The sequence below is a fragment of the Bradyrhizobium sp. McL0615 genome (assembly GCF_049993905.1).
In the GTDB taxonomy this organism is placed as follows: Bacteria; Pseudomonadota; Alphaproteobacteria; order Rhizobiales; family Xanthobacteraceae; genus Bradyrhizobium.
Window position 1 is genome coordinate 1,408,267 of record NZ_CP188254.1, and the last position, 12,805, is coordinate 1,421,071.

Below are 12,805 nucleotides of genomic sequence, written 5' to 3' on the forward strand. Positions count from 1 at the left end.
AGGCGACGGCGGCGCCTTCGCGCGTGAAATCAACGCTCGCTATTTGACGAACGCCGCCCACAGAACGGCATTCGCAAGCGTGCCGGCCTCGTTCATGTGACAGCCGTCCGGACTGCGGCCTTCATTTCCGATCGTGTCGGTATCCGGTCCCGGTCGGATGTTCAGGGCATCATTGACCGCGGATAGTTGACCGGCGCGTACCGCCGCAATGTTGTTAGGTCCGACATAGTCGCATTTTGTGCTACGCGACAGATAGAACGGCGCATTGAAACCGGCCGCACGAAATCGCTTCACGAGCTGATGTAACTGCGAAGCATATTGTTCGGCCGTCGTCGTCGATACCGCGTCCGTTTCGCCCTGCTGAAACAGAATATGCGTTGGCGTCAGGCCCGCCTGCTTCAGCTTCGCGATGCCGTTGGTGATCAACTCCGCGGCTTCGTTGTTCAAGAAGGCGATCGATGCGCCGCCCCGGGCGAGGGGGACGAAAATCACGCGGTCATAGCGCCCATCCTGGATCAGGATGTCGCCGAGGTGCGTTGCAAAGCTCCCGCCCATGCCGTCGGCGCCCAGCAACGGGTCGGCTGCAGCAAAACATTTGCCGCTCGCGGGATCGAAATTGTCGACGGCTTCGCGTGCTGCATGTCGGGCGCTTCCATAATTGGCCGCGTTGCTCTGGCCGTGCACGACGATGATGGCCGTCTTGCCGGATACCGGGCCGCACGGCCGCTCGACCCGCACCGGCGGCGGCGGAAGCCGAGCCAGCTCGGCTTGGCGGGCGTACTCCGTCAGCAGCCTGCCGCCAATCGTGCCGACCAGCACGCCTGCCATCAGGAACGCGACGAGGCGCAACGCGGGAAATGTTCTCAAGGGGCGCTCAGCTTGGTTGCGGGTGTTCAAGGCTCGTCTGCCTGGATGACGCTCGCCGATTCGGGCCGGCCACATCTCGGTAGCGCGGGGGAAATAGTCTGAGGATGCCCGTTCGGCGAATGCTAACTGGGCAGCGTTGAGAGCCTGTTAACGGTTGGAAAGCCCTATCGTCCATCCTTCTCGAATCATGCTGCAAATCCGTCTTGTCATCAGGCGTGAATAGTTGTTCACTTCTTCAAAGCGATAGGTGCGCCTATCACTCAAGACATTGAAGGTGTGCGCGTTCTGGCAGGCTCCACGGGGCTCGAGGGCGCGCTAGGGACGGAAGACGCGCCATGGTCTATCGGCGAACCCATCAGGTCGTAAAGCGGCTGGCGGCGCGGCGTAGCGCCATCCTGGCGGCGGCGCGGGACGCCGCAGCCGAGGGCGGCATGGCGGCTGTGCAGATCGCCCCGGTTGCGGTCCGCGCCAATGTCGCGGCCGGCACCGTCTATCGTTACTTCCCCTCCAAGGCCGAGCTGATTTCCGAATTGATCGCCGAGGTGTCGCGCGACGAACTGGCGGCGATCCGCCGCGCGGCGGATGCAGCTCCAGGGCCGTCGTCGGCGCTCGCCGCCGCCGTCACTACGGTTGCCGTGCATGTGCTGTCGCAGCGCAAGCTCGCCTGGGGCATTCTGGCCGAGCCTGTCGATGTCGACGTCTCGGTGTCGCGGCTCGCCAGCCGTCGCGAAATCTCCGGCGAGATTGCCGCCAGGATCGACGCCGCGGTGCGCGCCGGCCATCTGCCGGCACAGGATACGGCGCTCGCCGCCACCGCGCTGCTCGGCGCGCTGCATGAATCGCTGGTCGGTCCGCTGGCGCCCGAGAATTTGGATGATTCCGCGAAGCTGCGTGACGCCGTGCAGACCGTCACTTTGCTGGCGCTGCGCGCCGTCGGCGTCATGGATGCCCGCGCCCGCGGTCTGGTGGTGCAGGCGGTGCTGCCGGCGAAAGCGCTGGTCGGCGCCTGAACCCACCGCCGCCCGACACGACTTTGTCGCAACCATTTGCCACGCTGCGGCTTATCGACGGTCCAACCGTGATCAGGAGCATACAATGACAACGACATCAGGATCCGCCAAATGGCAGGGCGGCATCAAGGACGGCAAGGGTGCGATCTCGACCAAGAGCGGCGCGCTCAACGATTACCCTTACGGCTTCGCTAGCCGCTTCGAAGGCAAGCCCGGCTCCAATCCGGAAGAATTGATCGGTGCGGCGCACGCCGCCTGCTTCACCATGGCGCTGTCGCTGATTTTGGGAGAAGCCAAGCTCACCGCCGAACACATGGAAACCAAGGCCGACGTCACGCTGGAAAAACAGGGCGATGGCTTTGCCATCACGTCCGTGCACCTGACGTTGAATGCGAAGATCCCGGGCACGAACAAGGCGACGTTCGAGGAACTCGCGGGTAAGGCCAAGGCCGGTTGCCCGGTGTCGAAACTTCTGAACACGAAGATCACGCTGGAAGCGACGCTGCAGTAACTACCCGCGTCATTCCGGCGCGATGCGAAGCATCGAACTATGGTGCGCAATTGCGCACCGTAGTTCGCGCGTGCCGCGCGCCCCGGAATGACGGTGAGAACCAATGACGGCTACGCCGTCACTTCTTCGCCCCGCCCTCCGGCTCGACATTGGCGATGCGCACCATGTTGGTGGTGCCGGCGATGCCGAGCGGCACGCCGGCGACGATGATCACGCGCTGGCCGGCGTTGGCAAAACCGTCGCGGAAGGCAATCGAGCCGGCGCGGTCGACCATGTCGTCCTGGTCGTGGGCGTCTTCGGCTACCACGCAATGCACGCCCCAGACGACGGACAATTTACGGCCCGTCGCGAGGTTCGGCGTGATCGCCACTACCGGCGGCTTCGGCCGTTCGCGCGCCACGCGGATCGCGGTCGAGCCGGATGAGGTCCAGCAGATGATCGCCGACAATTCCAGCGTCTCGGCAATCTGCCGCGCGGCGTCGGCAATCGCATCGCCAACCGTATTTTCAGGCTCGGGCCGCTGCGCCGTCAGCACCGAGCGGTAGATCGGATCCCGCTCCACTTCCTCGCCGATGCGGTTCATGGTCGAGACTGCTTCGACCGGGAATTTGCCGGCGGCGGATTCCGCCGACAGCATGATGGCGTCGGCGCCTTCATAGACCGCGGTCGCGACGTCGGAGACTTCGGCGCGTGTCGGCACCGGGGCCTGGATCATCGATTCGAGCATCTGGGTGGCCACCACCACCGGCTTGCCGGCGCGGCGTGCCATCCGCGTCATTTGCTTCTGCAGGCTCGGCACCCGCTCCAGCGGCAGTTCGACGCCGAGATCGCCGCGCGCCACCATCAGCGCGTCGGAGGCGTCGATGATCTCACCAAGCCGGTCGATCGCCTGCGGCTTCTCGATCTTGGCCATGACAGCGGCGCGGCCGCGGATCATACGCTTGGCTTCGTGAACGTCCTCGGCGCGCTGCACGAAGGAGAGCGCGATCCAGTCGACCCCGGTCACAAGTGCGGCTTCCAGATCGGCGCGGTCCTTTGGCGTCATCGCCGACACCGGCAGGTCGGTATCGGGCAGGCTGACGCCTTTGCGATCGGACATCTTGCCGCCGATCACCACCCGCGTCACCGCGCGTTCGGGCGAGGTCTCTTCTGCAATCAGGCGCACCTTGCCGTCGTCGAGCAGCAACGCATGGCCCGGCCGTAACGCGGCGAGGATTTCCGGATGCGGCAACTGCACGCGGTTGTTGTCGCCCGGCGTCTTGTCGGAATCGAGCACAAAGCTCTGGCCGTTCTTGAGCTGGGTCGAGCCTTCGGCGAAGGCGCCAAGGCGCAGCTTCGGTCCCTGCAGGTCGACCAGGATGCCGATAGGGCGGCCATAGCTCGACTCGACATTGCGAATGGTCTGCACCAGCTCGCGCATCTTGTCGTGCGGCGTGTGGCTCATGTTGATGCGAAACACGTCCGCGCCGGCCTCGAACAGTTTCCGGATCATCGCGCTGTCCGACGATGCCGGGCCGAGGGTTGCGAGAATCTTGATGCGACGGAGCCGTCTCATTGCTTTGGCGCCGCGGCTGGCGGCAGACCCGGTCCGCTTGGCTGATTGGACAGGCCGGGAACCCCGCCGGGGCCGCCCGGTCCCACCGTTCCTGGAATTCCCGGCACGCGCTGCGCGGGTTGCTCGTTGGCTTCGGTCAGTTGCACGGTCCACGCTCGCTGTTCGCCTGTGTCGACCTCGAAGAACCCGGTGCGGTCGAAGCCGCGCGCCAGGCAATTCTCGGTGCCCTTGATGGTGAATTCCTTGTCACGCGAACACATGAAGGCCTGTCCCGACCATTCGCCGCCGCGGTCATAGTCGAGCGCGTAGATGTAATAGTAACGCGCAACAAGGGTTCCGCGCAGCAGCGTCTCGCAACTGCGCGATGATACGTTCCACCAGCCCTCGGTGGTCCAGCCCTCGGCGTCCTTGTATCCCAGCGCAATGCCGACCCGGCTGGAAGTGTTGTTGCAGAGCCGGAAATCGGCGGCCGCCGGGTTGCTCCACAGGCACGTCGCCGCCAACGCGAGCAGCGGCATCAGGCCGGCGGTCATGCGTGCGGAGAGGGGGGACAAGCGGCGAGAATCTTTTACGGTCATGCACCGAAGCTATATCAAATCATTGACGATTTCGCGTGACCCGGCGGGACCTGTCAACGGCCGGGCACGCCTTTCCCGCGCTATGGGAAACCGGGACTCTACGTGCGATAGCCCCTTTTGCGCGCAGATATGGCAAAATCTGTGACAATTCCCACCTGATATCAATATGCTCCGACCTATCTGAGGCAGGACCCAAGATCAGGACCAAGGCCATGACGATTGACGACAAAACCAGAACGGAACTGGAAGCGGCTGTTTTCCGGCGCCTGGTCGACCACCTGCGCGCCCGGTCCGACGTCCAGAACATCGATTTGATGAATCTGGCCGGCTTCTGCCGGAACTGCCTGTCCAACTGGATGAAGGAAGCGGCCGACGCCAAGGGCGTCGCCGTCAGCAAGGACAAGAGCCGCGAGGCGGTCTACGGCATGCCCTATGAGGAGTGGAAGGCGAGGCACCAGGGCACGGCCACCCCGGAGCAGTTGGCGGCGATGAAGAAGGTCCATCCCGGGCATTGAGGCTCGCTTCGTAGCCCGGATGAGCGAAGCGACATCCGGGAAAACACCTGCACCGTCCCGGATATCGCTTCGCTCATCCGGGCTACGGATTTTGCGGTTCTTATCTCCTGTGGGCGCGCTGTGGATGAGCGCGATGTTGCCTTGACGCAAGGGCCCCCGATCTTGAGGGTCATCCTGCAAAAAGCGCCGTGCGGTAACGCGTGCGGCGCTTGATCTTTCAGCATCACCGTCAGTTCCATTCAGGAGTACCCGATGGCCACCTCCGCCGCCGCAGCCGTCCAGGACGAGCCCGCGACAAAATTCGCCAAAGACCAGCTCAAGGCCATCATCGAGCGCATCGAGCGTCTGGAAGAAGAGAAGAAGACGATCTCCGACGACATCCGCGACGTCTATGGGGAAGCCAAGGGCAACGGCTACGACGTCAAGGTGCTGCGCACCATCGTGCGCATGCGCAAGCAGGATGCCAATGAGCGCGCCGAGCAGGAAACCATTTTGGAGACCTACATGCAGGCGCTGGGGATGCTGTGAGGCATTGGCGCAGCACGTAGTACGTAGCCCGGATGGAGCGCAGCGAAATCCGGGGTTCTCTCGCCCGTTGATCGACTGAGTCCCGGATTGCGCTTCGCTCCGTCCGGGCTGCAAAACGACGACTCCTCGCGCTTGAGGACGCCGCCAAGTTTTGCGGAGAAGAGGAGCACTTAGCGCAGCGCGGCAGTGCGGACCACGAACGACTGCGTCGGCAGTTGTGCAGTTGCCGATCCCGTGAAGCGGTCGCAGGTCACGCCCATCATCGGATCTTCCGAGAAGGTCATGGCGATCGCGGCCTGCGGCTTGACGAAGTGGCTGCGCATCTGGGTCATCTCGGTGTCGCCGAGCACGGTCGTCGACATCGCATTGCTCGCGCTCGGCGCCAGCATTACGACGCGCATCCAGATGCTGCTGCCCTGGGCGGCAGCGAGACGGGTCGAGGTCGCGACCACGCTGTCCTGGCCCTGCGCGCCTTTGGCGACCACGGTGTTGATTTCGGTCGCGGCGGCGCCGGCATTGCGCGCCGGGCGGGCGGGGCGCGGCGGGATCGGTGCGGTGGCGGCGACGACGTTGGTGCGATCGACCGGCGAAGTTGCGGCCGGCGCGTAGGCCATCGCCTTGTTGAACGATTCGGTGACGCTGGCGGTCGGCTGCGGGTCGGTGGCCGCGGCAAGCGCCTGGCGTGCGCGCAGCGCTGCGACCTGGGCGGGGGTAGCCTGGTTCGCCGCCTTCGGTATGTCGTCCCAGAAGCCACGGGAATTGATGATATCGGCCGGCGTCTGCGGTTTCGGCTCGGCGGAAGCCTGCGTCGCTTCAGGCTTCGACTCGGGCTTGGCTTTGGCCGCCGATACGATCTGTGCGTCGGCCGAAGCCAGCTGAATGGTCGAGCCGGCCGGCTTGGCGCGCGGCGTCGGAACCGGATCGGCGGATTTCGCCGTTGTCACGTTAGCCGGTGCGGATTTCTCGTTCTTGATCGGAGCGTTGCTGCCCTCGTCATCCTCCTCGGTCGACTTGCCGCCCCGGAACAGGGCCGCGAACAGGCTCGGCTTCTTGTCGAGGCTTGCGGCATCGTCGCCATTGCCGCGGCGCTCGATATCGGCGCGGGCCAGCTCATAGCCCTTCATCGGACCGCTGGAGGACTGGTGGACGGTGCGCCCATCCGGGAACACCTTGGCAAGCTGATCATGCGTCATGCGCGGCCAGTGACGGATGCTGCCGGTGTCGAGATGAACGAAGGGCGAGCCTGAGGTCGGGTAGAAGCCGACGCCGCCACGCTGCAGCCGGAGCCCGGCGGCGCGGATATTCTCCAGCGCCACGTCCGGGATGTAGAAGTCCATCGCGTGGCCGAGCATGTGCTGGCTGTGGCGGGCCACGCCGGAAGAGCGGCGGCGGAGCATGGCGTTGGTGGCGGGGGAGCGGTAGGCGGAGACGATCTGGATCGGCTTCTTGCCGTCGACGTCGCGGTAGACCTCCCAGAGGATATCGAACAGGTGCCGATCCATCGTGGTCGAGTCCTGGCTGCGCCAGTCGCGAAGAAAGTGATTGATCTTCTTGAGCGCCTCTTCGTCGTAGCGCCCGTCGCGCTTGAAGGTGACGGTGAGGTCTTCGTCGGAATGGGTGTGGTGGAAGGAGAGGGTGCGGGTTTCGTTCAGCGCGGTCGCATCATGCACCGAGCCCGCTCCTGCCAGCAGCAACAGCGAAGTTAGCCCGATCCGATATCCGGCTTTTGGCAAAGCAAGCGGATTGAATTGGCGCGCGAAACCAACCAGCACGTATAAGCCCACCCAGTCGACGAGCGTTCACGGTTTTCTTTTGCAGACCCCGGCAAAAGAGGGTGAACGCTTTCTTAAAGCGGGATGGTTAACCGAGGTTTACCGTCCCGCCCCCAAGCCAGAGTTAACCTAACCCGTGGACTGTGGCGAAAAAGTGCCCGGAGCCAGTCCGGGATGGACAATGGTTAACGTAAACAATCTCTCCGGGGAGGAGAGATTGTTGATTTCACTGGGAGATTCTGCCCTAGGGCAGTAGTGCGCCGGATTATCTGGTGAACCGCTGCTGCGAGCGGCGGCCGACCGGGGCCGGCGGCGTCGCGGTCGACGGGCCACCGAACAGGCGCTCAAAGAACGATGGTCCGGAGGAATAGGTGTTGTCGCTGGCGAAGTTGACGCCGGCCGGCAAAGTGTCCTTCGGGCGCGAATAGTTCGGCTGGGCATGGGAGACCAGGGTCTCCAGATCCTTGTTGCGGGTGTTCTTGAGCAACCCGATCATCGTGGCGTCGCGGCCATAGATGTCCCTGCGGATCTGCAGCTTGCCGGCGTCATCCACGAAGGCGGTCTGGTAGGTGATGTTGACCGGGATCGGTGTCGGGAATTTCAGATCGATCTCGCTGCGGCCGTACATGCCGCGGATCTTTTCCGGCGTATAGCTCGCGTTCGGCATCGTGATGTTGAGCAGGGTCGAGGCGTATTGATCGGGATTCTGCACCCGCATGCAGCCATGGCTGAAGGCGCGCTCATCCCGGGCGAACAGATTCTTGTCCGGGGTGTCGTGCTGATAGACCAGGAACTTGTTCGGGAAGTTGAAGCGGATACGGCCAAGCGCATTGGCCTCGCCCGGCGGCTGCGAAATGTGGATGGTGCCGTCGCGGTTACGCTCGAGCTTCAATCCCATGCGCTGCAGCACGGTCGGGTCCTGCTGCAGGGCCGGCAGATATTCGTTGTAGATGATCGAAGGCGGCACGTTCCATGTCGGATTGACGGTGATGAACTTCATCGTTTCCGTCAGAAGCGGCGTGGCGTGATTGCCCGGCTTTCCGGTCACCACGCGGGTGTGCCAGACTTGGGCGCTGTTCTGCATCACCTTGAGCGTGAAGTCAGGGATGTTGAGGATGACATAGGCGTTGCCGAGCGAAGCTGCGCCGAGCTGGCGCGGCAGCCAGCGCCAGCGTTCCATGTTGACGAGCACCGTGTCGATCTGGCGGTCGCGTTTCGGGCTGTTGATCGCCTTTACTGTGCGGTCGTCGAGCACGCCGGTCGGCTTGAGATCGACGCCCTCCTGGAATTTGCGCACGGCGGCAGCGACCTTGGCGTCGTAATGTGTGCTGTCGGGATGGTCGGCGATGTTGAGCTTGGCGCGCAGTTGCGGCACCCGCGAATCTTCCGGCGCGACTTCGCCCTGCTTCTTGGTCGCAGCCTTGTAGGCCAGCGCAGGGCCTTCGGCGATCTGGATCACCGGGCCGTCGCCCTGGCCGCGCAGTTCGGCGAGCTTGGCTTTCAGTTCCTTGTAGAGCTTGTGCGGCGGGTTGTAGCCGTCGAGCGCTGCGGATGCGTCCTTGGCGGTCGAGATGTTGGCGAGCACTTCCGCCGGGTCGGTCGGATGCTCGGGATACTGGATGTCGGCCGAGACCTGCGACCAGTGCATCCGGCCGCTCTGGGCCTGTCGCGCATAGTCGAGTATGCTCGCGGTCAGTTTCAGTTCGGCTTCGGCGAGCTGGTCCGGCGAAGCGGCGGCGGCAAAATCCGGCACCGGATAGTCGGCCGCGTTGAGGCCCTCGGAGGCGGCGTCCTTCAAACGGGCAATCACGCCCTTGCCGCTGTCGGTCAATTTACCGGCTTGCGTCCATTGCGGCGCATAGTCCCGCGCCGTGTAGAACTTCTCGACGGCAGCGCGCTCGTTCTTGCGGTCGAAATAGCGCAGAGATTTGGCGCCGAGCATGTCGCGCAAGCGTTCGGCGACCGGCTGGTCGGCCGGAGCGACGGTGCTGACCTTCACCGGCTCCTTGGCCGGTTCGACTACGGGCGCGGTGGCGGTCGCCGCCGGAGGCGTAGCGGCGTCGTTGGCCGCAGGTGCGGTGACGGTCTCGGCGGGTTTGGGATCGGCAGCCTTTGCGGCCGGGCTGAGGTCGGCCGGCTTTTCGATTGCCTTCGCCGCGTCAGGCACCGTGGCGGTGGTGTCCATCTTGAAGTCGCCGATCGTCGGCGGCGGAACGTTGGCTGGTTCGGGGCGGGGAACTGCTGCGTCGATCGCGAGTTCGGCGGCGTTGGCACGCGGCGTAGTCGACTGGGCCGCCAGTGCTGAGGTCGCGGACACCGTGAGGAAGGTTGCCGCGACAGCCATCAGCACGCGGTCAAATCCTGCACGATTCGTCGAACAGTCACGCATCGTCACACCCCCTTTGGGCGAAACTGCCCCGGCATGGAACAGTCGTTCGGTATCGTTCGTCACGGCTTGCGCGGGAAGCGCCGGCTCGATCAGCTTCTCAGTCGTACGCCTGCACGCCACGGTTCAACGCAGACGATACATATGCCCCTCTCATGCAGCCAGCGCCATGCGGGGCAACTCACGACAAACTGACTCAACTACCCGGTTACATTCGGGTGGCATGTTTTTGCCACGCCCCCCGCCTTTTGTCTGTCACCGCCAAGCCACGGTTCGAAAGCTTCCGAACATGTGATGTCGTTGGTTTGCCACGATCTTTGCCATTTGGGCGCCATAATCCCGCGACCGCCCGTCCGCTCAGTTCGCGTCACCTTCGGCCGGGTCGTTGGCGGCAGCTTCATCGAGCTTGCGGTAGAGCGTGGAGCGGCCGATCTTGAGCCGGCGCGCGACTTCCGACATCTGGCCGCGATAATGCGAGATCGCAAAACGGATGATCTCGTTTTCCATTTCTTCGAGCGGCCGCACCTCGCCGGTGGTGGTCAGCATCGCAAGGCTGCCGGCAGTGGCGAGCGGGGCAATCGGTATATCACTACCCGAAACCATAGCCGGCGCCGTCGACGGCGCGACGATCAGCGGTTCGCTGTGCGCCAGCTGGCCGTCCGTCACGGGCTGACCCGCGGTCTGCGGGAAATCCGACAGGCCGAGCTGGTCGCTCTCGCTCATGACCACGGCGCGGTAGACCGTGTTCTCAAGCTGGCGGATGTTGCCGGGCCAGTCGAGTTGGGCGAGATGAGCCATGGCCTCGCCGCTGATGCCGGTGATGGTGCGGTTTTCCTCGGCGGCAAAGCGCGCCAGGAAATGCCGCAGCAGATGCGGGATGTCTTCGCGCCGCATCCGCAACGGCGGGATCGTCAGCGGCAGCACGTGCAGCCGGTAGAACAGGTCCTCGCGGAATGCGCCGCCTTTCACGAGGTCGAGCAGCTTGCGGTTGGTCGCGGAAATGATGCGGACGTCGACCTTCACCGGCTTGCGGCCGCCGACCGCCTCGACGGTGCCTTCCTGCAGCGCGCGCAGCAATTTCACCTGCGCGGCCAGCGGCAACTCGCCGACCTCGTCGAGAAACAGCGTGCCGCCGGAAGCTTCGACGAACTTGCCCATGTGGCGTTCGGTGGCGCCGGTGAAGGCACCCTTCTCGTGGCCGAACAGAATCGATTCCACGAGATTGTCGGGGATCGCGCCGCAATTGACCGCGACGAAGGGCTTCGATTTGCGTTCGCTGGAGCCGTGGATGGCGCGGGCGAACAATTCCTTGCCGACGCCGGACTCGCCCTCGATCAGCACGGGAATGCTGGAAGCCGCCGCCTTCTGCGCGGTACGCAGCACGGCCGCCATGGCTTCGCTGCGGGTGATGATGTCGGCAAACGTCAGCCGGCCTTCGCGGCTATGACGGATGCGTTGCAGTTCGCCCTTGAGCGCCGACGTGTTGAGCGCGTTGCGCAGCGACACCTGCAGCCGTTCGAAGCTCGCCGGTTTGACCACGAAATCCTGCGCGCCGGCGCGCATCGCCGAAACCACATTGTCGATGCCGCCATGGGCGGTCTGCACGACGACGGGGATGCTCACGCCCGCTTCACGCATTTTTGAAAGCACGCCGAGGCCGTCGAGGCCGGGCATCACGAGGTCAAGCACCACCGCATCGATCGCCTGCGCATCCGGCGCGGTCAGCAGCGCCACGGCTGCATCGCCACTGTCGACGACGAGGGCCTCATAGCCGCACTTCTGCACCATGTTTTCAACCAAACGGCGCTGAACGGCGTCGTCATCGGCAATCAGGATGGTGGCAGCCATGGTTTTCCCCGCACGCTACTGAAATGTATCGAATCGGGGCACTTTCGCCGATGCCGATTAACGGACGCTTAATTGTTGGAAATGGCATCCTTAGGGCGCGGGGGGACTAAACGTGGATGTGCGGCCACCTCCAATACGCCGCGGTAGCACATGTCGAGAGGCACATAGAGGATGATCGCGAGGCCGACGTAGGCGATACAGCGGTGCTTTTCCAGAAGGCGCGCGATGAAGCTGGCCGCGAATCCCATCAGTGCGATGGACAGTGCCAAGCCGAATATCAGAATCATCGGATGCTCGCGCGCCGCACCCGCGACGGCGAGCACGTTGTCGAGCGACATCGAGACGTCAGCGAGCGTGATCTGCCAGACGGCCTGACCAAGCGTCTTTTGGCGGGCAGCTGTAGTTGTCGCATCCATCGTGCTTGCGGACGGCAGACTCTGAAATGTCGGTTGATGATGGGACGTGCGCAACTCGCGCCACATCTTCCAGCATACCCAAAGCAGGAGAACGCCGCCGGCGAGCAGCAGTCCAATGATCTGCAGCAGCTGAACCGTGACGGACGCGAAGCCGATGCGCAGGATCGTGGCGGCCACTATGCCGATCAGGATAGCCTTCTTGCGCTGACCTTCAGGGAGCCCGGCGGCTGCAAGTCCGATGACGATCGCATTGTCGCCGGCGAGCACCAGGTCGATCATGATGACCTGGAAAAGCGCTGTCAGGTGTTGCGAGGAGGCGAATTCCAGCATGCGGGCCACTCCATTGAAGGTCCAATCCGACATCGCAGCTCGCTTGAACTGCCAGAGGGGCCCGGGCTTGGACGTGCAGACAAAAACGACGCAGTCAGACTGCGGAAAAATGCGTTCCCGTTACTCAGGTTGATCCGAGGGGGTGAAAAGGCTGACCATCTGATCCGGCTCGATCAAAACGGAGATGACGACGCCGATGAAAGTCAGGCTTCCGGCAAGGTCGAGCCACATGACGCGGAACCGGCCGGCCCGACAAAGCCATGCTGCGCCGGCCGCCGCCGCGCCAACCACGAACATTAGCGTAACGATCGCGGGCGCCAGCGCGTCCGCCGGCACCAGGTTCCGGATGGCGAGGCTCGCGATCAGCGTTGCCATAAGGATGCCGACCATCAACTCCTTGCCATGCGCCGAGGGAGCCCGGTCGGCGGTTCGGACAATCTGACTGCGATCCAGAAAGGTCATCGGCTTCTTATTCGCGAGGTGGAATTG

Annotated in this window: 12 protein-coding genes; 4 read left to right on the top strand and 8 right to left on the bottom strand. The window is 63.9% G+C overall.

From position 1 onward, the window contains the following. Positions 1 to 39 precede the first annotated feature (39 nt). Positions 40 to 867: a sialate O-acetylesterase gene (locus ACPPVP_RS06640; protein WP_426532435.1), complete on the bottom strand. Its 828-nt coding sequence runs from the start codon at positions 865 to 867 to the stop codon at positions 40 to 42. A 335-nt stretch (positions 868 to 1,202) separates the two neighbouring features. On the opposite strand from ACPPVP_RS06640, the gene ACPPVP_RS06645 reads away from it, so the two are divergent. Together ACPPVP_RS06645 and ACPPVP_RS06650 are read left to right on the top strand one after the other, a co-directional pair. Beyond that, complete coding sequence (locus ACPPVP_RS06645) at positions 1,203 to 1,877, top strand: TetR/AcrR family transcriptional regulator (protein WP_108514149.1); 675 nt, start codon at positions 1,203 to 1,205, stop codon at positions 1,875 to 1,877. Between the two features lie 85 nt (positions 1,878 to 1,962). Next, positions 1,963 to 2,388, top strand: a complete 426-nt coding sequence (locus ACPPVP_RS06650) for an OsmC family protein (RefSeq protein WP_426532437.1) — start codon at positions 1,963 to 1,965, stop codon at positions 2,386 to 2,388. Between the two features lie 118 nt (positions 2,389 to 2,506). Here the strand turns inward: ACPPVP_RS06650 and pyk are convergent, their stop codons facing one another. Then, complete coding sequence (pyk, locus tag ACPPVP_RS06655; protein ID WP_426532439.1) at positions 2,507 to 3,943, bottom strand: pyruvate kinase; 1,437 nt, start codon at positions 3,941 to 3,943, stop codon at positions 2,507 to 2,509. Continuing rightward, positions 3,940 to 4,521 carry a DUF1036 domain-containing protein gene (locus ACPPVP_RS06660; protein ID WP_426532441.1) on the bottom strand — a complete coding sequence of 194 codons (582 nt, stop codon included), beginning with the start codon at positions 4,519 to 4,521 and terminating at the stop codon, positions 3,940 to 3,942. Before ACPPVP_RS06660 ends, pyk begins: the two co-directional genes overlap by 4 nt. 212 nt (positions 4,522 to 4,733) lie before the next feature. Here ACPPVP_RS06660 and ACPPVP_RS06665 point away from each other — a divergent pair, with 212 nt between their 5' ends. Then, positions 4,734 to 5,036, top strand: a complete 303-nt coding sequence (locus ACPPVP_RS06665; protein WP_426532443.1) for a DUF1244 domain-containing protein — start codon at positions 4,734 to 4,736, stop codon at positions 5,034 to 5,036. A 252-nt stretch (positions 5,037 to 5,288) separates the two neighbouring features. Then, entirely contained in the window at positions 5,289 to 5,564 is a 276-nt protein-coding gene (locus ACPPVP_RS06670; RefSeq protein ID WP_426532445.1) for a DUF2312 domain-containing protein, read from the top strand. A gap of 170 nt (positions 5,565 to 5,734) precedes the next feature. Here the strand turns inward: ACPPVP_RS06670 and ACPPVP_RS06675 are convergent, their stop codons facing one another. The 5 genes from ACPPVP_RS06675 to ACPPVP_RS06695 form a co-directional block, all read right to left on the bottom strand. Further along, positions 5,735 to 7,348 (bottom strand): DUF882 domain-containing protein, encoded by a 1,614-nt coding sequence (locus tag ACPPVP_RS06675; protein ID WP_426532447.1) that lies wholly within the window; start codon positions 7,346 to 7,348, stop codon positions 5,735 to 5,737. Between the two features lie 253 nt (positions 7,349 to 7,601). Continuing rightward, positions 7,602 to 9,725, bottom strand: coding sequence for a L,D-transpeptidase family protein (locus tag ACPPVP_RS06680; RefSeq protein WP_426532449.1), 2,124 nt, complete (start codon positions 9,723 to 9,725; stop codon positions 7,602 to 7,604). A gap of 354 nt (positions 9,726 to 10,079) precedes the next feature. Continuing rightward, on the bottom strand, positions 10,080 to 11,570 hold the full coding sequence (locus ACPPVP_RS06685) for a sigma-54-dependent transcriptional regulator (RefSeq protein ID WP_426532451.1): 1,491 nt from the start codon (positions 11,568 to 11,570) through the stop codon (positions 10,080 to 10,082). A 68-nt stretch (positions 11,571 to 11,638) separates the two neighbouring features. Next, entirely contained in the window at positions 11,639 to 12,316 is a 678-nt protein-coding gene (locus ACPPVP_RS06690) for a TerC family protein (RefSeq protein WP_426532453.1), read from the bottom strand. A gap of 120 nt (positions 12,317 to 12,436) precedes the next feature. Next, entirely contained in the window at positions 12,437 to 12,691 is a 255-nt protein-coding gene (locus ACPPVP_RS06695) for a hypothetical protein (protein ID WP_426532455.1), read from the bottom strand. Positions 12,692 to 12,805: the final 114 nt, after the last annotated feature.